The sequence below is a fragment of the Streptomyces sp. NBC_00224 genome (genome assembly GCF_041435195.1).
Lineage (GTDB): Bacteria > Actinomycetota > Actinomycetes > Streptomycetales > Streptomycetaceae > Streptomyces.
Window position 1 is genome coordinate 2,968,482 of sequence record NZ_CP108106.1, and the last position, 17,975, is coordinate 2,986,456.

At 73.5% G+C, this 17,975-nt stretch carries 16 protein-coding genes; 8 read left to right on the forward strand and 8 right to left on the reverse strand.

What is annotated here, in order from left to right:
- The first annotated feature begins 51 nt into the window (after nt 1-51).
- Genes OG965_RS13235 through OG965_RS13245 form a run of 3 tightly spaced genes read left to right on the forward strand, consistent with a single transcriptional unit; the run spans nt 52 to nt 4,864 of the window.
- Entirely contained in the window at nt 52-1,062 is a 1,011-nt protein-coding gene (locus OG965_RS13235) for an AAA family ATPase (protein ID WP_371652243.1), read from the forward strand.
- Complete coding sequence (locus OG965_RS13240) at nt 1,062-2,468, forward strand: DUF58 domain-containing protein (protein ID WP_371652244.1); 1,407 nt, start codon at nt 1,062-1,064, stop codon at nt 2,466-2,468. The genes OG965_RS13235 and OG965_RS13240 overlap by 1 nt, the downstream gene beginning before the upstream one ends.
- On the forward strand, nt 2,465-4,864 hold the full coding sequence (locus tag OG965_RS13245) for a DUF3488 and DUF4129 domain-containing transglutaminase family protein (RefSeq protein ID WP_371652245.1): 2,400 nt from the start codon (nt 2,465-2,467) through the stop codon (nt 4,862-4,864). Before OG965_RS13240 ends, OG965_RS13245 begins: the two co-directional genes overlap by 4 nt.
- Nucleotides 4,865-5,316: 452 nt before the next feature.
- Here the strand turns inward: OG965_RS13245 and OG965_RS13250 are convergent, their stop codons facing one another.
- The 3 genes from OG965_RS13250 to OG965_RS13260 all read right to left on the reverse strand — a co-directional run bounded on the left by OG965_RS13250 (nt 5,317) and on the right by OG965_RS13260 (nt 7,495).
- Nucleotides 5,317-5,709, reverse strand: a complete 393-nt coding sequence (locus tag OG965_RS13250) for a DUF3040 domain-containing protein (protein ID WP_371652246.1) — start codon at nt 5,707-5,709, stop codon at nt 5,317-5,319.
- 342 nt (nt 5,710-6,051) lie between these two features.
- Nucleotides 6,052-6,810, reverse strand: a complete 759-nt coding sequence (locus tag OG965_RS13255) for a class I SAM-dependent methyltransferase (protein ID WP_371652247.1) — start codon at nt 6,808-6,810, stop codon at nt 6,052-6,054.
- Between the two features lie 157 nt (nt 6,811-6,967).
- Nucleotides 6,968-7,495 carry an SAV_6107 family HEPN domain-containing protein gene (locus OG965_RS13260; RefSeq protein ID WP_190088759.1) on the reverse strand — a complete coding sequence of 176 codons (528 nt, stop codon included), beginning with the start codon at nt 7,493-7,495 and terminating at the stop codon, nt 6,968-6,970.
- 176 nt (nt 7,496-7,671) lie between these two features.
- Between OG965_RS13260 and OG965_RS13265 the strand changes: the two genes are divergently transcribed.
- The 5 genes from OG965_RS13265 to OG965_RS13285 all read left to right on the forward strand — a co-directional run bounded on the left by OG965_RS13265 (nt 7,672) and on the right by OG965_RS13285 (nt 13,658).
- Nucleotides 7,672-8,430, forward strand: coding sequence for an ATP-binding cassette domain-containing protein (locus OG965_RS13265; protein ID WP_371652248.1), 759 nt, complete (start codon nt 7,672-7,674; stop codon nt 8,428-8,430).
- Nucleotides 8,402-10,486 (forward strand): YhgE/Pip family protein, encoded by a 2,085-nt coding sequence (locus OG965_RS13270; protein WP_371652249.1) that lies wholly within the window; start codon nt 8,402-8,404, stop codon nt 10,484-10,486. Before OG965_RS13265 ends, OG965_RS13270 begins: the two co-directional genes overlap by 29 nt.
- A gap of 28 nt (nt 10,487-10,514) precedes the next feature.
- Nucleotides 10,515-11,120 carry a TetR/AcrR family transcriptional regulator gene (locus tag OG965_RS13275; protein WP_371652250.1) on the forward strand — a complete coding sequence of 202 codons (606 nt, stop codon included), beginning with the start codon at nt 10,515-10,517 and terminating at the stop codon, nt 11,118-11,120.
- 351 nt (nt 11,121-11,471) lie between these two features.
- A complete protein-coding gene (locus OG965_RS13280; RefSeq protein ID WP_371652251.1) occupies nt 11,472-12,089 on the forward strand; it encodes a DUF4126 domain-containing protein in 618 nt (205 codons plus the stop codon).
- A gap of 54 nt (nt 12,090-12,143) precedes the next feature.
- Complete coding sequence (locus OG965_RS13285) at nt 12,144-13,658, forward strand: phytoene desaturase family protein (protein WP_371652252.1); 1,515 nt, start codon at nt 12,144-12,146, stop codon at nt 13,656-13,658.
- Nucleotides 13,659-13,706: 48 nt separating this feature from the next.
- Here OG965_RS13285 and OG965_RS13290 read toward each other — a convergent pair whose 3' ends face one another.
- The 5 genes from OG965_RS13290 to OG965_RS13310 form a co-directional block, all read right to left on the reverse strand.
- Nucleotides 13,707-14,582 carry a hypothetical protein gene (locus OG965_RS13290; RefSeq protein WP_371652253.1) on the reverse strand — a complete coding sequence of 292 codons (876 nt, stop codon included), beginning with the start codon at nt 14,580-14,582 and terminating at the stop codon, nt 13,707-13,709.
- A gap of 69 nt (nt 14,583-14,651) precedes the next feature.
- Nucleotides 14,652-15,569 carry a methylenetetrahydrofolate reductase [NAD(P)H] gene (metF, locus tag OG965_RS13295; RefSeq protein WP_371652254.1) on the reverse strand — a complete coding sequence of 306 codons (918 nt, stop codon included), beginning with the start codon at nt 15,567-15,569 and terminating at the stop codon, nt 14,652-14,654.
- Between the two features lie 96 nt (nt 15,570-15,665).
- A complete protein-coding gene (thiE, locus tag OG965_RS13300; RefSeq protein WP_371652255.1) occupies nt 15,666-16,322 on the reverse strand; it encodes a thiamine phosphate synthase in 657 nt (218 codons plus the stop codon).
- Nucleotides 16,323-16,394: 72 nt separating this feature from the next.
- Entirely contained in the window at nt 16,395-16,760 is a 366-nt protein-coding gene (locus OG965_RS13305; RefSeq protein WP_371652256.1) for an Rv2175c family DNA-binding protein, read from the reverse strand.
- Between the two features lie 43 nt (nt 16,761-16,803).
- Complete coding sequence (locus tag OG965_RS13310) at nt 16,804-17,967, reverse strand: NAD(P)/FAD-dependent oxidoreductase (protein WP_371656932.1); 1,164 nt, start codon at nt 17,965-17,967, stop codon at nt 16,804-16,806.
- Nucleotides 17,968-17,975: the final 8 nt, after the last annotated feature.

A 17,975-nucleotide genomic window follows, 5' to 3' on the forward strand; every position in this document is an offset into this window, starting at 1 on the left:
CTGGGGTAACCCGCCGCTCCATGAGCGGGGGGAAGGGCCGAGGAGGGCCGGGTGACGACCTATGACGAGCGAGCGAGCCTCACAGATCTGACCGCCACTGCGGAGCGCGTCCGCAGGTCGGTGGAGGGTGTGATCGAGGGCAAGCCCGAGGTCGTACGGCTCTCGCTGACCGTACTGCTCGCCGAGGGGCACCTCCTGATCGAGGACGTCCCGGGTGTGGGCAAGACCATGCTGGCCAAGGCGCTGGCCAAGTCCATCGACTGCACGGTCCGGCGCATCCAGTTCACGCCGGACCTGCTGCCGTCGGACATCACCGGTGTGTCGATCTACGACCAGCAGCGGCGGGACTTCGAGTTCAAGCCGGGCGCGATCTTCGCGCAGATCGTGATCGGCGACGAGATCAACCGCGCCTCGCCCAAGACGCAGTCCGCGCTCCTGGAGTCGATGGAGGAGCGCCAGGTCACCATCGACGGACAGACCTACGAACTGCCCAGCCCCTTCATGGTGGTGGCCACCCAGAACCCGGTGGAGATGGAGGGCACCTACCCGCTCCCCGAGGCCCAGCGCGACCGCTTCATGGCCCGCGTCTCGATCGGCTACCCGTCGGCCGAGGCCGAGCTCCAGATGCTCGACGTGCACGGCGCTGTCTCGCCGCTGGACGACCTCCAGCCGGTGGCGCACGCGCACGACATCGTCAAGCTCGTCGACGCGGTCCGCAAGGTCCACGTCGCCGACGCGGTCCGGCGGTACGCGGTGCAGCTGGTCGGGGCCACCCGCAACCACCCCGACCTCAGACTCGGCGCCTCGCCGCGCGCCACGCTGCACCTGCTGCGCGCGGCCAAGGCGTCCGCGGCCCTGAGCGGCCGGGAGTACGCACTGCCGGACGACGTCCAGGCGCTCGCCGTCGCGGTGCTCGCGCACCGGCTGCTGCCCAACGCCCAGGCCCAGTTGAACCGCCGCACCGCCGAGCAGGTCGTCCTGGAGATCCTCCAGCGCACCCCCGTGCCGCAGGCGGGCGGCCCGCTCTACGGCCAGCAGCAGCCCGGCACCCGGCGGCTGTGATGGCGGCCGGGGAACCCCCGGCCGAGGCCGGGCCGGAGAGCGCCGAGAAGGGCGGTGCCCGGGCCGCGCTGTCCGGGCTGACCACACGCGGCCGGTCGTTCCTGGCCGCCGGTATCGCCGCCGCGATCTGCGCGTATGTGCTGGGCCAGGAGGATCTGCTGCGGGTCGGGCTGCTGCTCGCCGTGCTGCCCCTGGTCTGCACGACCGTCCTGTACCGCACGCGCTACCGGGTCGCGGGCAGCCGGCGCCTCTCCCCCGCGCGCGTGCCCGCGGGCTCCGAGGCCCGGGTGCACCTGCGCGTCGACAACGTCTCCCGGCTGCCCACCGGGCTGCTCATGCTCCAGGACCGGGTGCCGTACGTGCTGGGCCCCCGGCCCCGTTTCGTACTGGACCGGGTGGAGGCGGGCGGCAAGCGCGAGGTGTCCTACCGGGTCCGGTCCGACCTGCGCGGACGCTATCCGCTCGGCCCGCTCCAGCTGCGCCTGACCGACCCGTTCGGGATGTGCGAGCTGACGCGCGCGTTCAGCGCCTACGACACCCTCACGGTCATACCGCGCACCGAGCCACTGCCTCCCGTACGGCTCTCCGGCGAGGCCGCCGGATACGGCGACGGCCGCCAGCGCTCGCTGGCGCTCGCCGGTGAGGACGACGTGATCCCGCGCCTGTACCGGCACGGCGACGACCTGCGCCGGGTGCACTGGCGCTCCACCGCGCGCTACGGCGAGCTGATGGTGCGCCGCGAGGAGCAGCCGCAGCGGGCCCGGTGCACGGTGCTCCTCGACACCCGGGACATCGCGTACGCGGGCGCGGGCCCCGACTCGGCCTTCGAGTGGGCCGTCTCGGGCGCGGCCTCGGCGCTGGTGCACATGCTGGAGCGCGGCTATTCGGTGCGGCTGCTGACCGACACCGGCAGCTCGGTGCCGGGCGAGGGAGCGGGCGGGTTCGCCGGATCCACCCAGGACTCCTCGGACTCGGCGGGGCTGATGATGGACACCCTCGCGGTCGTGGACCACTCCGACGGCGGCGGGCTCTCGCGCGCGTACGACGTGCTGCGCGGCGGGAACGAAGGGCTGCTCGTCGGGTTCTTCGGGGACCTCGACGAGGAGCAGGCCGCGGTCGCGGCGAAGATGCGGCGGCGCAGCGGCGCGGCGGTCGCCTTCGTCCTGGACAGCGACCTGTGGACGCACGGCTCGCCACCGCCCGGGGGCCACGGCCCGGCCGAGCGGTCGCTGCGGCTGCTGCGCGAGGCCGGGTGGACGGCGCTCGCCGTGCCGCCGGGCGCACCTCTCGCGGACCTGTGGCGGCAGGCGGGTCAGGAACGGATGGGCACGGGGGCCGCTTCGGGCGGCGCCTCGTGGACGACGGGAACATCGGGGATACCGGGAATGTCAGGGGCGTGGTCATGAGCGGGCGCGGACGGCTGGCGCTGTGCGCCTTCGCCGCCACGGTGATGGCGTCGTGCTCCCTGCTGCCGCTCGTCAACCGGGCGACCTGGATCGTGCAGGCCGCGTTCCTGCTCGCCCTCCAGGCCGGGGTGGGCGCGCTCGCCCGCCGGGTTCCGCTGGCGCGGCCGCTGACGGTGCTGGTGCAGGCCGTGGTGACGCTGGTCCTGCTGACCCTGGTGTTCGCCCGGGAACAGGCCCTTGCCGGGCTGCTGCCGGGCCCTGAGGCCTTCGAGCAGCTCTCCCAGCTGCTCACACAGGGGGCCGACGACGTCGGGCGGTACACGATCCCGGCGCCCGCCACCGACGGCATCCGGCTGATGGTCGTCGGCGGCACGCTGGTGATCGGGCTCGCGGTGGACGCACTGGCCGTGACCTTCCGCAGCGCCGCCCCGGCCGGGCTGCCGCTGCTCGCGCTGTACTCGGTGGCCGCGGGGCTCTCGAACGGCGGGGCGAGCTGGCTGTGGTTCCTCCTGGCGGCCGCCGGCTATCTGCTGCTCCTGCTCGCCGAGGGCCGTGACCGGCTCTCCCAGTGGGGGCGGATGTTCGGCGGGGCGGCCCGGTCCGATCGGCCGCAGACCCCGTTCGAGTCGGATGGCGGCCCGCTCGCGCCGGTCCGCACCGGCCGCCGGATCGGGGCGCTCGCCCTCGGCATCGCCCTGGTGATCCCGGCCGCGCTGCCCGCCATGGGCACCGGGCTGCTCGGCGGCTCCGGCGGCGGCAGCGGCGAGGGCGGCGGAGGCGGCACGATCTCAGCGGTCAACCCGCTGGTCTCGCTCCAGAACAGCCTCAACCAGCCCGAGGACCGCGAGGTCCTTCGCTACCGCACCAACGCACAGGACACCCAGGACCTGTATCTGCGGATCGTGGCCCTCGACCAGTTCGACGGGGCGTCCTGGAAGTCGTCCGAGCGCAAGATCAAGGACGTGCCGGACGTACTGCCGCAGCCCGACGGGCTGAGCCCGGCTGTCGGCACCGCCGAGATCAGGACCAGCGTCTCGGCCGCCGGCTGGTACACCCAGAACTGGCTGCCGATGCCCTACCCGGCGACCAAGGTCGACATCGGCGGGCACTGGCGCTTCGAGCCGGTCGGCCGGACCCTCGTCGGCGACCGGGGGCAGACCACCCAGGGCGCGCAGTACCAGGTCAGCAGCCTCCAGGTGCGGCCGACCGCGGCCCAGCTGGCCGCCGCGCAGTCCTCTCCCCCGGCGCTCGTGCAGGAGTACACGAAGGTCCCGCAGTCCCTGCCGCGCATCGTGAACACGACGGCCCGCCGCGTCACCAAGGGCGCGACCACCGACTACCAGCGGGCCGTCATGCTCCAGGACTGGTTCGCGGTGCGGGGCGGGTTCACGTACGACACCCAGGTGGAGTCCGGCAGCGGTACGGAGGCGATCGCCCGCTTCCTCAAGGACAAGCAGGGCTTCTGCGTCCACTTCTCCTTCACGATGGCCGCGATGGCCCGGACCCTGGGCATACCGGCCCGGGTGGCGGTGGGCTTCACTCCCGGCGAGCCGCGCCCGGACGGGACGATGTCGGTGGGACTGCGGGACGCGCACGCGTGGCCCGAGCTGTACTTCGAGGGTGTGGGCTGGACCCGGTTCGAGCCGACCCCCTCGCGCGGTTCCGCCCCGGAGTACACCCGGCCGGACACCCCGTCGGGCTCCCCCACCAACCCGGTGAAGCCCTCCGAGGGCCCCTCGACGCGGCCCTCGGCGGCGCCGACCCCGTCGTCCTCCTGCCCGGCGCAATTGCGCAAGCAGAACGAGTGCGGCGCGGTGGCCCCGGCGACCCCCACGGGCGGCGACGACGGCGGGACCCCGCTGGCCACGGTGGCCGCGGTGTCCCTGGGCGTGCTCGCGGCGCTGGCGCTGCCGCTGCTGCCCTGGCTGTGGCGGGTCCGGGTACGGTCGCGGCGGCTCGCCCGGGCCGGGCACCCGGACGCCGATCCGGTCACCGCCACGCTGGCCGTGTGGCGGGAGGTCATCGACACGGCCTGGGACCACGGCATCGTCCCGGACGACTCACTGACCCCGCGCAAGGCGGCGGCCCGCATGGTGCGGCTCGGCCGTCTGGACGGCGCGGCGGCGGAGTCGGTGCACCGGGCGGCGAGCGCGGTGGAGCAGGTGCTGTACGCCCCGAGCCCACAGCGGCCCACGGGCCTCACGGAGGCGGCCCACGAGATCCGCACGGGCCTGCGCGCGGCACTCCCCACCTGGCCCCGCCTCCGCGCCGACCTGGCCCCCCGCTCGGCCGTAAGGGTGGCGTGGACGGCGACGGCGAAGTGGGACGCCCTGACGTCGCGTACGGCGAACCGCCTGAAGACGCTGGTACGGAGGCCGACGCGGGGGTCTGCGTGAGGTCCTGACAGGACGGGAGCGGGGCCCCGACGGGCCGAGCGAAATCCGGCTCCGCAGGCCCGGTCCGGCCAGGCGTCGGGCCGGTTTCCCTCCAGGCGTCGGGCCGGTCTCCCTTCAAGCGCCGGGCGGGCACATATCCAGCCCGTCCGGCGTTTGAGGACGAGCGAAGGCCGCAGGCCGAGGCGACGGGCCGCACGGCGGGACAACCGCGATCGGTGGCCAACGGGGGCGATCAATCAGCCTGTCCGGCGTTTGAGGACAAGTGATGGCCGCAGGCCGAGGCGACGGGCCGCACGGGAAGGCGGCCTCAATCGGGGCCGGGCCTGGGCCGGTCGATCAGCCCGTCCGGCGCGTGAGGACGAGCAAGGCCGCAGGCCGAGCGGTACGACTGAGGGGCGACCACCGTCGATGGTCACCCCTCGGCCACGTCCAAACGTGCAGGCCCGCCGGGCCTAGCGACCGCCTTCGTCGCGGCGCCGCTGCCAGCGCTGCTCGATGCGGTCCATCATCGACCGCTTCGGTGCGCGCGCGGCAGGCCGCGCCGCCGCACCACCGCCCGCCGGCTGCTCACCGCGCCGTGGCGCCTTGCGCCAGCCGGTGACCGCGAGCACGGCACAGCCGAGCATGATGAGGAACCCGACCACGCTGATCCAGATCCCCTGCCCGATACCAATCATGAGGAGCGCGATACCCACCAGGAAGCCAGCGACCGCCTGGTAGACCCGTCGTCGGGTATACGTACGCAGCCCGCTTCCCTCAAGCGCTGTCGCGAACTTGGGATCTTCGGCGTACAGCGCTCGCTCCATCTGCTCGAGCATGCGCTGCTCGTGCTCCGAGAGCGGCACGGAGTCCTCCTACTCGTCGGTCGCGGGGGGCGACCGGATGCGGCCCCTTCAGGATAGGCAGGGAATCGCCCCCGTGAAACCCGCCCTCTACGCCAATTCGCCAATCCGAGCCGCCACGGCGGCTCGCCCGGTGGGGAGTGGATTCCCCATCGAGCGACCCGCCATGCCGGACCTTGTACCCCGATCATACGGGGCGAAGCCGCCGATCGGGGGGCCTGTGGCGTACTCCATGCCGCTACGCCGTCCGGGACAGCGTCGCTGATCAGCGCGGGGACGGCCGGGCGTGGGACCGGGGGCGGTCCCACCGGGCGCACCGGGGCCGCCCGAGCGGCCGGACGGGAGTCAGGCGCGCTTCTCGCCCAGGACGTGCAGCTGCGTCGCCACGGAGTGGAACGCGGGCAGTTCGGCGGCCGCCGCCTCCAGCTTGAGCAGGGCGTCCAGGGCGCCCGGCTCGGTGTCCACGAGGACCCCGGGGACCAGGTCCGCGAAGACCCGTACGCCGTGCACCGCACCCACCTCCGCGCCGGTCGCGGCGACCAGCGCGGTGAGCTGCTCGGCCGTGAACCGCCGGGGCACCGGGTCGCCGTCGCCCCAGCGCCCGGCCGGGTCGCCCAGGGCCCGGCGGGCCTCGGTGAAGTGCCCGGCGAGCGCGCGGGCGAGCACGGCTCCGCCGAGCCCGGCGGCCAGCAGGCTCAGCGCGCCCTCGGAGCGCAGCGCGTCGACCGCGTTGCGCACGCCCTCGGCCGGGTCCTCGACGTACTCCAGGACGCCGTGGCAGAGGACCGCGTCGTAGCCGCCGCGCTCGACCACGTCGAACAGGCCGAGCACGTCGCCCTGGACGCCGTGGACCCGGTCGGCCACCTCGGCCTCGGCGGCCCGGCGCTCCAGGGCGAACAGCGCGTTCGGGCTGGGGTCGACCACGGTGACCCGGTGGCCGAGGCGGGCGAGGGGCACCGCGAAGTTGCCCGAGCCGCCGCCGGTGTCCAGGACGTCCAGCGCCTCGCGCCCGGTCGCCTTGACCCGGCGGTCGAGGGCGTCCTTGAGGACCTCCCAGACCACGGCGGTACGGAGAGAGGCGCGGGGGCGCATGGGGTCCGGCACGGCAGTTGACTCCTCGGCGCGGCGCCGCCGCGGGACGGCGGGGCAAAGAACGGTGAAGGCCCGTCCACCCTATTGCCTCGCGGGCCCGCCCCGGCTCATCCCCGCACCTCACCGCACCTCCGTCACCGCACCCCCGTCCCCGCGCGGGCCCCGCGCCTCACCCCGCGTCCGGCTCCCGGGTCCTCGGCTGGGGCAGTACGGGCTGGAGGACGAGGAGGCGCTCGACCAGGCGCAGGAACATCGCGGCGTCGCGGATCAGGTCGTCGGCGTCGCGGCCGGTGGCCGCGCCCTGGATGCCCGCCTCGGCGCGGGCCCGGCGGGTGGCGCCGGAGGCGAACAGCGCGCTCCACTCGGTCAGTTCGGGTGCTATCTCGGGGAGCACCTCCCAAGCGCTCCGGATCCGCTGCCGCCTGCGCGGGGCGGTCTCGGGGCGGCCCCGGGCGGCGAGCACGGCGGCCGCGGTGCGCAGGGCGGCGAGGTGCGCCGTCGCGTACCGCTCGTTGGGGGTGTCGAGCACGGCGGCCTCGTCCAGACCGCTGCGGGCCTGGGCGAGCAGGTCGAGGGCGGCGGGTGGCGCACCGTCCCGGCGCAGCACCGGGTGGATGTCGCTCGCGGCACCGTTCAGTGAGGGGGCAGGGCCGGTGGGGCGGCGCCGGTGAGCGGCTGCCGCGCGATGGCTGGCCATGACGAACCTCCTGTCGTCGTGTGACGGCGCTGTGGCCGTATGTGTCCATCGTGAGGGGCCCCACTGACAATCGGCCGTCGCCCGCCCCTCGGCCGCCCTTGACCTGCTCCTTTGTCCCGTACGCAGGTTCGGGCTATCTTTTGTACTGACCAGTCAGTTCAAAGAATGGGGGGAACGTGGACAGCCCGCACGGGGCAGGCGTCACCGCCGAGGGCTTCGGGCTCAAGGGGCCACGGGGCTGGGTCTTCCGGGACGTGCGGCTCGACGCCGCGCCCGGCTCGCTCGTCGCCGTCGAGGGCCCGTCCGGCTCCGGGCGCACCTGTCTGCTGCTCGCGCTCACCGGCCGGATGAAGCCCACCGAGGGCCGTGCCGAGGTCGGCGGCGAGCGGCTGCCGCGCCGGATGGCCGCCGTCCGCCGGTTCAGCGCGCTCGGCCCGGTCCCGGGGGTCAGCGACCTCGACCCCGCCCTGACCGTCGCCGAGCACCTGCGCGAACGGGCGCTGCTCCAGCGCCGCTTCGACGGGTCCGTACGCGCCCTGCTGCGCACGCCCGCCGAGCGCCGCACCACCGCCAGGGCGGCGATCGACCACGCGCTGAAGGCCGCGGGCCTCGACCTCGACACGCTGCCGAAGGGCGAGCGCACCTCCGTACGCGATCTGGAGCGGCTTGAGGCGCTGCGCCTTTCCGTGGCGCTGGGCCTGATGGGCCGGCCCCGGCTGCTCGGCGTCGACGACACCGACCTGAAGCTCTCCGACGCCGAACGCGTCGAGGCCTGGGCGCTGCTGCGGTCGATCGCGGACGCCGGTACGACGGTGATCGCGGTCTGCAGCCAGGCACCCGGGGAAGCCGACATCACCGTACGGAGTACGGAAAGCAAGCACGCTGAGCACGAGGAGGGGGCGGGGGATGCGTTCGCCACGACTGGCCGCGCTTGAGCTGAAGCGGTTCGGCAGGGGGAAGCTGCCGCGCGCCGCGCTGGTGGCGCTCCTGCTGCTGCCGCTGCTGTACGGCGCGCTCTACCTGTGGTCGTTCTGGGACCCGTACGGGCGGCTCGACCGGGTGCCGGTCGCGCTGGTCAACGAGGACAAGGGCGCCACCGCCGGCGGCCAGCGGATCGCGGCCGGTGACGGCATCGCCGAGCGGCTGCGCCAGAGCAAGACGTTCGACTGGCGCGAGGTGAGCGACGAAGAGGCGCGCAAGGGCGTCGAGGACGGCACGTACTACCTCTCCCTGACGATGCCCGCGGACTTCAGCCGGCGGATCGCGTCGAGCTCCGGGGACTCCCCCGAGACGGGCGCCCTCCAGGTGCGCACCAACGACGCCAACAACTACATCGTGGGGTCCATCTCCCGCACGGTCTTCTCCGAGGTGCGCTCGGCGGCCTCCGCCAAGGCCTCCCGCTCCTTCCTGGACAAGATCTTCATCTCGTTCTCCGACCTCCACGACGCCACCGAGAAGGCGGCCAAGGGCGCCGCCGACCTCAAGGGCGGGCTCGGCAAGGCGAAGAAGGGCTCCAAGGACCTCGCCGACGGGCTGACCGACGCCAAGACGGGCAGCGGCAAGCTGGCGGGCGGCATCAAGAAGCTCAACACCGGCTCCGCCGACCTGGAGGACGGCGCCCGCCAGGTCGCCGCGGGCACCCAGACCCTGGCCAACAAGGTCAACACGGCGGCGGACGAGGCGCGTCCGTTCCTCAAGGAGAACGCCAAAGCCATCGGGGACACGGCCAAGCTGGTCGACGACTCGGTGGGACCGGTGCGCGACCACCTGGCCGACGTGATCAAGGCGGCGCCCGCCGCCGCGACCGGCGCCCGCAAGGCGTCCAACGACCTCAACACGGTCTACGCCTCGCTGTGCCCGTCCTCCGCGACGCCCGGCCCGGCCTGCCCGGAGCTGAAGCGCGCCAAGAAGGCGGCGGCCACCGCGGCCACCCTCGCCGAGGACCTCAACACGGTGGTCCAGGACCAGAACAGCGACTTCAAGACGCTCGACAAGAACCTCGCCGAGCTCCAGAAGCAGGCGCGCCGGCTCGCCAAGAACGCGCCGACGCTCGCCAAGGACCTCGACAAGGCCGTCGGTGACGTCAACGCCCTCAACAAGGGCGCCAAGGAGGTCGCCAAGGGCGCGGGCGCCCTGCACACCGGCCTGGCCTCGGCCAAGACGGGCGCGGGCGACCTCGACACGGGTGTCGGCAAGCTCAAGAAGGGCGCGGGCACGCTCGACGGCGGTCTGCTCAAGCTCTCCGGCGGCTCCGCCGAACTGGCGGGCGGTCTGCACGACGGCGTCGGCAAGATCCCCGACTACGACAAGCAGGAGCGCGACAAGCGCACCGACGTGATGGCCGACCCGGTCAAGCTCGCCTCGCAGGCGCTGCACAAGGCGCCCAACTACGGCACCGGCTTCGCCCCGTACTTCATCCCGCTCTCCCTCTGGGTGGGCGCGATGGTCGCGTACATGCTGATCCAGCCGCTCAACCGGCGGGCGCTCGCGGCGGGCGCCTCGGCCTGGCGGATCGCGCTGGCGGGCTGGCTGCCGGTGGCGGCGGTCGGGGTGCTCCAGGTGGGCGCGCTGATGTCCGTGCTGCACTTCGCGCTCGGCCTGGAGATGGAGCGCTCCGCCGGGACCATCGGCTTCCTCGCGCTCGTCACGTGCTGCTTCGCGGCGATCGTGCAGTGGCTCAACGCCCGTTTCGGGGCGGCCGGGCGGATCCTGGTGCTCGCGTTCCTGATGCTCCAGCTGACCTCGGCGGGCGGCACCTACCCGGTGCAGACGAGCCCGGCGTTCTTCAACACGATCCATCCGTACCTGCCGATGAGTTACGTGGTCGACGGGCTGCGGCGGCTGATCACGGGCGGCGGGCTCGGGCCGGTGTGGCAGGGGTGCGCGGTGCTGGTGGCCTTCACGGTGGGCGCACTGGCGCTGACCGCCCTGTCGGCCAGAAAGAAGCAGGTCTGGACTTTGGACCGCCTCCACCCCGAGCTGAGTCTCTAGGAGCGCCGGACCTGTGAGAATCGACCGTATGGAGAGCAGCACCAGACGGCAGGCGACCCGGCAGAAGCTCTATGAGGCGGCGGTGACCCTCATCGCCGAGCAAGGTTTCTCGGCGACCACCGTCGACGAGATCGCGGAGCGGGCCGGTGTCGCCAAGGGCACCGTCTACTACAACTTCAAGAGCAAGACCGAGCTGTTCGAGGAGCTACTGCGGCACGGCGTGGGGCTGCTCACGGCCTCGCTCCAGGAAGCCGCCGACGTCACCCACGCGCGCGGTGGCAGCAGGGTCGAGGCGCTGGACGCGATGGTCCGGGCGGGCCTGGAGTTCATCCACCGGTATCCGGCCTTCACCCAGCTGTACGTGGCGGAGCTGTGGCGGACCAACCGGGCCTGGCAGTCCACCCTGATGGTGGTGCGCCAGGAGGCGGTCGCCGTCGTCGAGACGGTGCTGCGCGAGGCCGTCGCGGAGGGCGAGCTGAGCGAAGAGATCGACATCCCGCTCACGGCGGCCGCGCTGGTCGGGATGGTCCTGGTGGCCGCGCTCGACTGGCAGGCCTTCCAGAGCGAGCGCTCCCTCGACGAGGTGCACGCGGCCCTCTCGCGGCTGCTGCACGGGAGGGTCAGCGGACGCTGACGCCGTCCACGCGCGCGTGAAAGCAGCGGAAACACCGGTGCGGCGAGGCCCGAATCCCCCCTGGGCCTCGCCGCACCGGCGTATTTCCTCGGAACACGTCCCCCGTACGTCGCTCTGGGCACTTCAGTACCCCCGTACCCCCCGTGCCCCGTTCGTCAGGGGAGCCGCGCCGTTCCGCCGCCCCGTGTCGGCGGTACGGACGCGCCTGCCCCCTCCGTGCCCTCCACTCTTCCGTCCACGCAGGTGGGACCCCATCCGCGCAATTACTCATCTCATGTTCTAAGTACGGATACTCAGGCGTCCGTGCTCAACCCCAGTGCCAGGAAGTCGGAACTGGTTACGATCACGTCCGTGTCCGTACTCCCCCTGGTGTTCACCAGCGGCTGGGCCAGCGGGGTCAACGCGTACGCGGTGGTCCTGCTGCTCGGCATCTTCGGCGCGACCGGGGTCACCGACGAGGTGCCCGACGCGCTCCAGCGCCCCGACGTCCTGATCGTCGCGGGGGTGCTCTTCCTCTGCGAGGCCGTGGCCGACAAGATCCCGTACGTCGACTCGGTCTGGGACACCGTGCACACGGTGATCCGGCCGGTCGCGGGCGCCGTGGTGGGCGCGCTGCTGGCCGGGCAGAGCGGGTCGCTGCCGGATCTGGCGGCGGGCGCGATCGGCGGCTCGACGGCGCTGACGAGCCATCTGGTGAAGGCCGGGACGCGGATGGCGGTGAACACCTCGCCCGAGCCGTTCAGCAACATCGCGCTCAGCACGGCCGAGGACCTGGGCGTCGCCGGGATCATGAGTTTCGCGATCTTCCACCCGGTCGCCGCGGCCGTGATCGCGGGCACGCTGCTGGTGCTCGGCGTGGTGATACTGGTCTTCCTCTGGAGCCGGATCCGCCGCTTCCGGCGCCGCCGCGCCCAGCGCCGCGAGGAGAAGCGGCTGGCCGCGGCCCGGGAGCCGGGCCCGCCGGAGTGAGCCCCCGCGGCCCGGGCACCGGCGTTGTCAGTGGCGGCCGATAAAGTCGCAGGCATGGCACGGATTGCGGTGATCGGCGCCGGGATGGGCGCCATGGCGGCTGCCGCCCGGCTGGCCGTGGCAGGCCACCGGGTGACGGTGTACGAGCGCGCGTCGACGTACGGCGGGGCGCTGGGGCGGTTCGAGCGGGACGGGTTCGCGTTCGACACCGGCCCGGCTCTGCTGCGCCTGCCCGCCGTCTACCGGGACCTGTTCCTCAAGACCGGCAAGGAGCCCCTGGAGGACCGGGTCGAGCTCACGCCGACCGACCCCGCCGCCCGCCATCTCTTCGCCGACGGCACGGACGTCTCGCTGCCCAACGCCTCGCGCGCGGGCGTCGTGTCGGCGCTCGACGGGGCGCTCGGCGCGGGCGAGGGCGAGAAGTGGGGCGACTTCCTGGGCCGCGCGCGGGACGCCTGGGACCGCTCGCGGCGCCCGCTCCTGGAGGAGCCGCTCTGGCCCGACTGGCAGGTCCTGGCCCGCGACCCGTATCCGGCGCCCAAGCAGCGCCGTCTGCTGCGCTCCCCCCGGCAGGCGTCCACGCTCGCGGAGGTCGGCGCCTGGGAGCTGGGCGACCCCCGGCTCGCCGCGCTCCTGACGAGCTACGCACTGGCGGAGGGCCTGGACCCGCGCACGGCCCCCGCGAGCGCAAGCCTGCTGCCGTACCTGGAACAGAGCTTCGGGAGTTGGTACGTGCGCGGCGGCATGCGGGAGCTGGCGCGCGCGGTGTACGAGCGGTGTCTGGCGCGACGGGTCGCCTTCGTCTTCGACGCCGAGGTCACCGGGATCGTGGAGAAGGACGGCCGCGCGGCGGGCGTGGAGCTCGCCGGAGGCGAGGTGGCGGAGGCGGACCATGTGGTCCTCGCCGCCCAGCCCCGCCCCGGGTCGGGCCCGCTGCGCGGGCGCGAGCCGTGGCAGGACGGCGATGTGCGGCCGGGCGCGGCCCAGGCCCCCGGGCGGTTCACGGTGCTGCTCGCCCTGCGCGGCGAGCGCCCGGCCGACGCGGTGCACCGCACGGTGGTCCACTCCCCCGACCCGGCGGCGGAGGCGGAGGCGGTCTTCACCACCCGCCACCCGGCGATACGGCCGACGGTCACGGTGCTGCGCCCCGACGACCCGGCGACCCGGCCGGACGACGCCCACGAGGCCGTCACGCTGACCGCGACGGCGCCCCCGCAGGGCCCGTTCGACTGGACCGACGAGCAGGCCCGCGAGCGGTACGCGGACACGCTGGTGGAGGTGGCCGGGGCGGCGGTGCCGGGGCTGCGGGAGCGAATCCTGTGGCGCGTGGTGCGCACGCCCGCGGACACGGAGGCCGAGACCGGCGCGGAGGGCGGCTCGGTCCCGGCGCCCTCGCTGGCCGGGGCCGGTGCCACTCGGCTGCACCCGGGCAACCGGACGCGCCTGCCGGGCCTGTATCTGGCGGGTGGCTGGGCCCACCCCGGCGGTGGGCTCGCGCACGCCGGGATGTCCGGATCGCTGGTCAGCGGTCTGATCGTGGAGGGCGACGGCTTCCGCGGCTCGCAGTGAGCCGATGGTCGGCGGGCCGGCGGGGTCGCCGACCGGGCCGACGATCACTCAATAGCGGTACGGCTGCTGCTCGTTGAGGTAACCGTTTCCGGTGCCGCCGCCCGTCCCGTTGCCGTACTCGCCGCTCTGCGGGTACGGCGCGGGCTGCTCCTCGCCGTACGGCTGGGGCTCGCCGTCGCGCTGCTGCGGCACCCAGACCCCGCCGGGCGGGGTGTCCATGCCGTACTGCTGGGCGTAGGGGTCGGCGTAGCCCTGCTGGGGGGCGGTGTAACTGTCGTGGGTGCCGTAGCCCTGGGTGGTGCCGCTGCCGATGTACGGGTCGGAGTAGGCGGCGTACTGCTGCTGCCCGGTGTCCGTGCCGTAGCCGTACTGGCCCGCGTACGGGTCGGGGTACTGCTGCTGTCCGGCGTCGTATCCGCCGTACTGCTGCTGGGCTCCGGCGTAGGCGTTCTCGCTGTAGACGCCGTACTGGCCGGTGTCGTCGGGCAGCGGCTGCGGCTCGTAGACGGACTCCCGTACGGCGCTCGCCGCGTCGGCGGCTTCGTCCATCGGGGCGCCCTGCGGGGCGTCGGCCTCGCCGTCGGCCTCGTACTGGAAACCGGAGACCTGGAGCACCGGGTCCTGGAGCGGGGCCGCGCCGCCCGAGCGGCGACGGCGGCTGGCGCCCGGCCTGCCGCCGACGGCCCAGCCGGTGGAGAAGCCCCGGCGGAAGGAGAGCGTGACGTACGTCTGGCCGAGCGCGAAGGCCAGCGCGCCCAGGATGATCACGAACACCGACGGCAGGAGGACGCCCAGGACCACGCCCATGAAGCCGGTGAAGGCCAGCAGCCGCCAGCGCAGCCGCGCCTTGTACTGCAGGAGCACTTCGCCGAGCAGCCAGAGCGCGACGACGCCGAACGCGATGTAGAGGACCGCCCAGCCCATGTACGCCCCTCTCCCAACGGCCGCCGCCCCCTTGGCGGGACGGCCGGCCGGTACACCAGATGCGACTGATCAGGGCTGCTGGTGCAGCCCCAGATTCTCGTAGATTTCGAGCGTCGCCGTGGAGTTGTTGAGGGTAATGAAGTGCAACCCGGGTACGCCATCGGCGAGCAGCCGCGCGCAGAACTCCGTGGCGAACTCGATGCCAATGGAGCGTACAGCGGCCGGGTCGTCCTTGACGGCGAGGATCCGCTCTTTCAGCTCGGGCGGGAACTCGGCGTTGCTGAGCTGGGGCAGCCGTTCCAGCTGCTTCACGCTGGTCACCGGCATGACCTCGGGGATGATCGGGGTCTCGCAGCCGGCCTCGGCGACCTTGTCGCGCAGCCGCAGATAGCTCTCCGGCTGAAAGAACATCTGGGTGATCGCGTAATCCGCGCCGGCCCGGCACTTGTCGACGAAGTGCCGTACGTCGGCGTCCCATTCGGTGGAGCGCGGGTGCATCTCCGGGAAGGCGGCGACGCCGACGCAGAAGTCGCCGGACTCCTTGATGAGCCGCACCAGGTCGGCCGCGTAGGTGACGCCCTCGGGGTGCCTGACCCAGTCGCCCATCGGGTCGCCCGGCGGGTCCCCGCGCACCGCGAGGATGTTGCGGATGTCGGCGTCCGCGTACTGCCCGACCATGTTGCGCAGCTCCGCCACCGAGTGGCCGACCGCCGTGAGGTGGGCCACCGGGGTCAGGGTGGAGTCGGCCGCGATCTGCTCGGTGGCCTTGACCGTGCCCGAGCGGGTGGAGCCGCCCGCGCCGTAGGTGACGGAGACGAAGCTCGGAGCCACCGCCTCCACCCGGCGCAGCGCGTTCCAGAGGTTCCGCTCGCCCTTCTCCGTCTTGGGCGCCCAGAACTCGAACGAGTATGTCGTCTCACCGGACGCCAGCATCTCGCGCACGGTACGCGCGCGATGTGTCCTGGTGGAAGCAGTGCCAAGGGCCATACTGGCAGGTTAGCCAGGCCTTGGCGGTCCCCCAACAAGGGAGGGGTAAATTGTCCACATTGCCGGACTCTTGTCCACCCCTCGGACAAAAGACCTCTAGCGGGCCACCGCGCGTTCACGCACCCGCTTCGCCAGGTTCGCCGTCGCCTCGGCGGGGTCGTCCGCCTCGGTGATCGCACGGACCACCACGATCCGCTCGGCGCCCGCGTCCAGAACCTCGTCGAGGTTGGCCGCGTCGATGCCGCCGATGGCGAACCAGGGGCGCTCGGTGGCGAGCGAGGCCGTGTAACGCACCAGGTCGAGGCCCGGGGCGTGGCGGGCCGGCTTGGTCGGGGTGGGCCAGCAGGGGCCCGTGCAGAAGTAGTCCACGCCCGGCTCGAAGGCGGCCGCGAAGGCCTCCGCGTCGGCGTGCGTGGAGCGGCCGGTCAGGACCTCGTCGCCGAGGATCGCGCGGGCGGCCGGGACCGGCAGGTCGCCCTGGCCCAGGTGCAGCACGTCGGCGCCCGCCGCGTGGGCCACGTCGGCCCGGTCGTTGACCGCGAGCAGCTTGCCGTGCCGGCGGCAGGCGTCGGCGAAGACGGCCAGGTGCTCCAGCTCCTCGGCGGCCTCCATGCCCTTGTCCCGCAGCTGGACGATGTCCACGCCCGAGGACAGCACGGCGTCCAGGAACGCGGGCAGGTCGCCCTGGCGCCTGCGCGCGTCCGTGCAGAGGTAGAGCCGGGCGTCGGCGAGCTGCTCACGGGCCGTGGGCATGAAGTCCCCCGTTGTGTGCGGTGCTGGCGCGGACCGGTCCCCCGGCCCGCGCCCCACCTGTTGGCGATCGGGTCAGACGGCGAGCGCCTGGGCGCGACGCTTCACCTCCGTCCCGCGATTCTCGCTCAGGGCCTGCGCGGGGGTGCCGGGCAGGGTCGGGTCGGAGGTGAAGAGCCACTCCAGCATCTCTTCGTCGGAGTAGCCGTCGTCCCGCAGGAGCGTGAGGGTGCCGGCGAGGCCCTTCACGACCTTGTCGCCGTCGATGAAGGAGGCGGGCACCTGCAGCGTCCGGTTCTCACCGCGGCGTACGGCGATGAGCTGGCCCTCCTTGACCAGCTGCCGCACCCGCGTCACCTCGACATCGAGCATCTCCGCGATGTCGGGAAGGTGGAGCCAGGCGGGGACGAGTGCATCGGTTTTTGCGTCAATCTCGGTCACGGGACAAGCGTGCCATCCCGGACTGACACTCGGTAGCCGGAGGTCAGCCGACTGCGGCCTTGAGGGGGACGGACGGGTCGGCCGCACGGACCGGATCCAGCGTCGCACCTGCCTCGATGAGCTTGCGGCCCTGCGCCAGATCGCGCGGTCGGCCGACGGCCAGGAGGGCGACGAGCCGCCCCTCGCGCAGCCAGCAGACCGTCCACGCGGCGCCTTCCGGGTCGCCGCGCCACAGCAGCCGGTCGGCGCCGCCGTGGTGGCCGACGTACTGCACGAACCTGCCGAACTGCTCGGACCAGAAGTACGGCACCGGGTCGTACGGCCGGACCGCCTCGCCGACGATGTCCGCCGCCACCGTGCGCGGCCCCTGCAGCGCGTTGTCCCAGTGGTGGATGAGCAGCCGCTCTCCGTACCTTCCCGAAGGGAAGGAGGCGCAGTCCCCGACCGCGTAGACGTCGGGCAGCGAGGTGCGCAGCCGGTCGTCGGCCGTGACCGCGCCCTCCGCACCCCGCTCGATGCCGGTTCCCGCCAGCCAGTCGGTGGTGGGCCGGGCGCCGATGCCGACGACGACCGCGTCGGCCGGGAGCCGGCGGCCGTCCGCCAGGACGACGGCTCCGGGTTCGACGGCCGCCACGCGCGCGTGGGTGAGCAGTTCGGCGCCGCTCTCCGCGTACCAGCCGGCCATCGGCTCGGTGACCTCGGCGGGCAGCGCGCCCGCCAGCGGGCGGTCGGCGGCCTCCACGACGGTGACCGCGCACCCCGCCTCGCGCGCGGCCGTGGCGAACTCGGCCCCGATCCAGCCCGCCCCGACGACCACGACGCGGCGCTGGGCGCTCAGTACCGCGCGCAGCCGCCCGGCGTCGTCGAGGGTGCGCAGCAGATGGACGTCGGGAAGGCCCTCGATGCCGGGCAGCGTGATCGGCTCCGCGCCGGAGGCGATCACCAGCGCGTCGTACGGGACGGGCCCGGACGCGGTGTCGATCTCGTGCTCACGCGCGCGTACGTCCGTGACGGTCTCGCCCAGGCGCAGCTCGACTCCGAGGCCCTCGAAGTCCACCTCGAAGGCTGAACCCTCGGCCTTGCCGAGCAGCACCGCCTTGGAGAGCGGTGGCCGGTCGTACGGCTGGTGGGGCTCGGCGCCGATGAGGGTGATCCGGCCGGGAAAGCCCTGTTCGCGCAGGGCCACGGCGGTCTGGACCCCGGCCATGCCCGCGC

Bases quoted from the DNA above. Each gene is read 5' to 3' on its own strand.
- OG965_RS13240 (WP_371652244.1), top strand. From the start codon at position 1,062: ATGGCGGCCGGGGAACCCCCGGCCGAGGCCGGGCCGGAGAGCGCCGAG.
- OG965_RS13245 (WP_371652245.1), top strand. From the start codon at position 2,465: ATGAGCGGGCGCGGACGGCTGGCGCTGTGCGCCTTCGCCGCCACGGTG.
- OG965_RS13260 (WP_190088759.1), bottom strand. From the start codon at position 7,495: ATGGCCAGCCATCGCGCGGCAGCCGCTCACCGGCGCCGCCCCACCGGC.
- OG965_RS13270 (WP_371652249.1), top strand. From the start codon at position 8,402: ATGCGTTCGCCACGACTGGCCGCGCTTGAGCTGAAGCGGTTCGGCAGG.
- OG965_RS13275 (WP_371652250.1), top strand. From the start codon at position 10,515: ATGGAGAGCAGCACCAGACGGCAGGCGACCCGGCAGAAGCTCTATGAG.
- OG965_RS13285 (WP_371652252.1), top strand. From the start codon at position 12,144: ATGGCACGGATTGCGGTGATCGGCGCCGGGATGGGCGCCATGGCGGCT.
- OG965_RS13290 (WP_371652253.1), bottom strand. From the start codon at position 14,582: ATGGGCTGGGCGGTCCTCTACATCGCGTTCGGCGTCGTCGCGCTCTGG.
- metF (WP_371652254.1), bottom strand. From the start codon at position 15,569: ATGGCCCTTGGCACTGCTTCCACCAGGACACATCGCGCGCGTACCGTG.
- thiE (WP_371652255.1), bottom strand. From the start codon at position 16,322: ATGCCCACGGCCCGTGAGCAGCTCGCCGACGCCCGGCTCTACCTCTGC.
- OG965_RS13310 (WP_371656932.1), bottom strand. From the start codon at position 17,967: ATGGCCGGGGTCCAGACCGCCGTGGCCCTGCGCGAACAGGGCTTTCCC.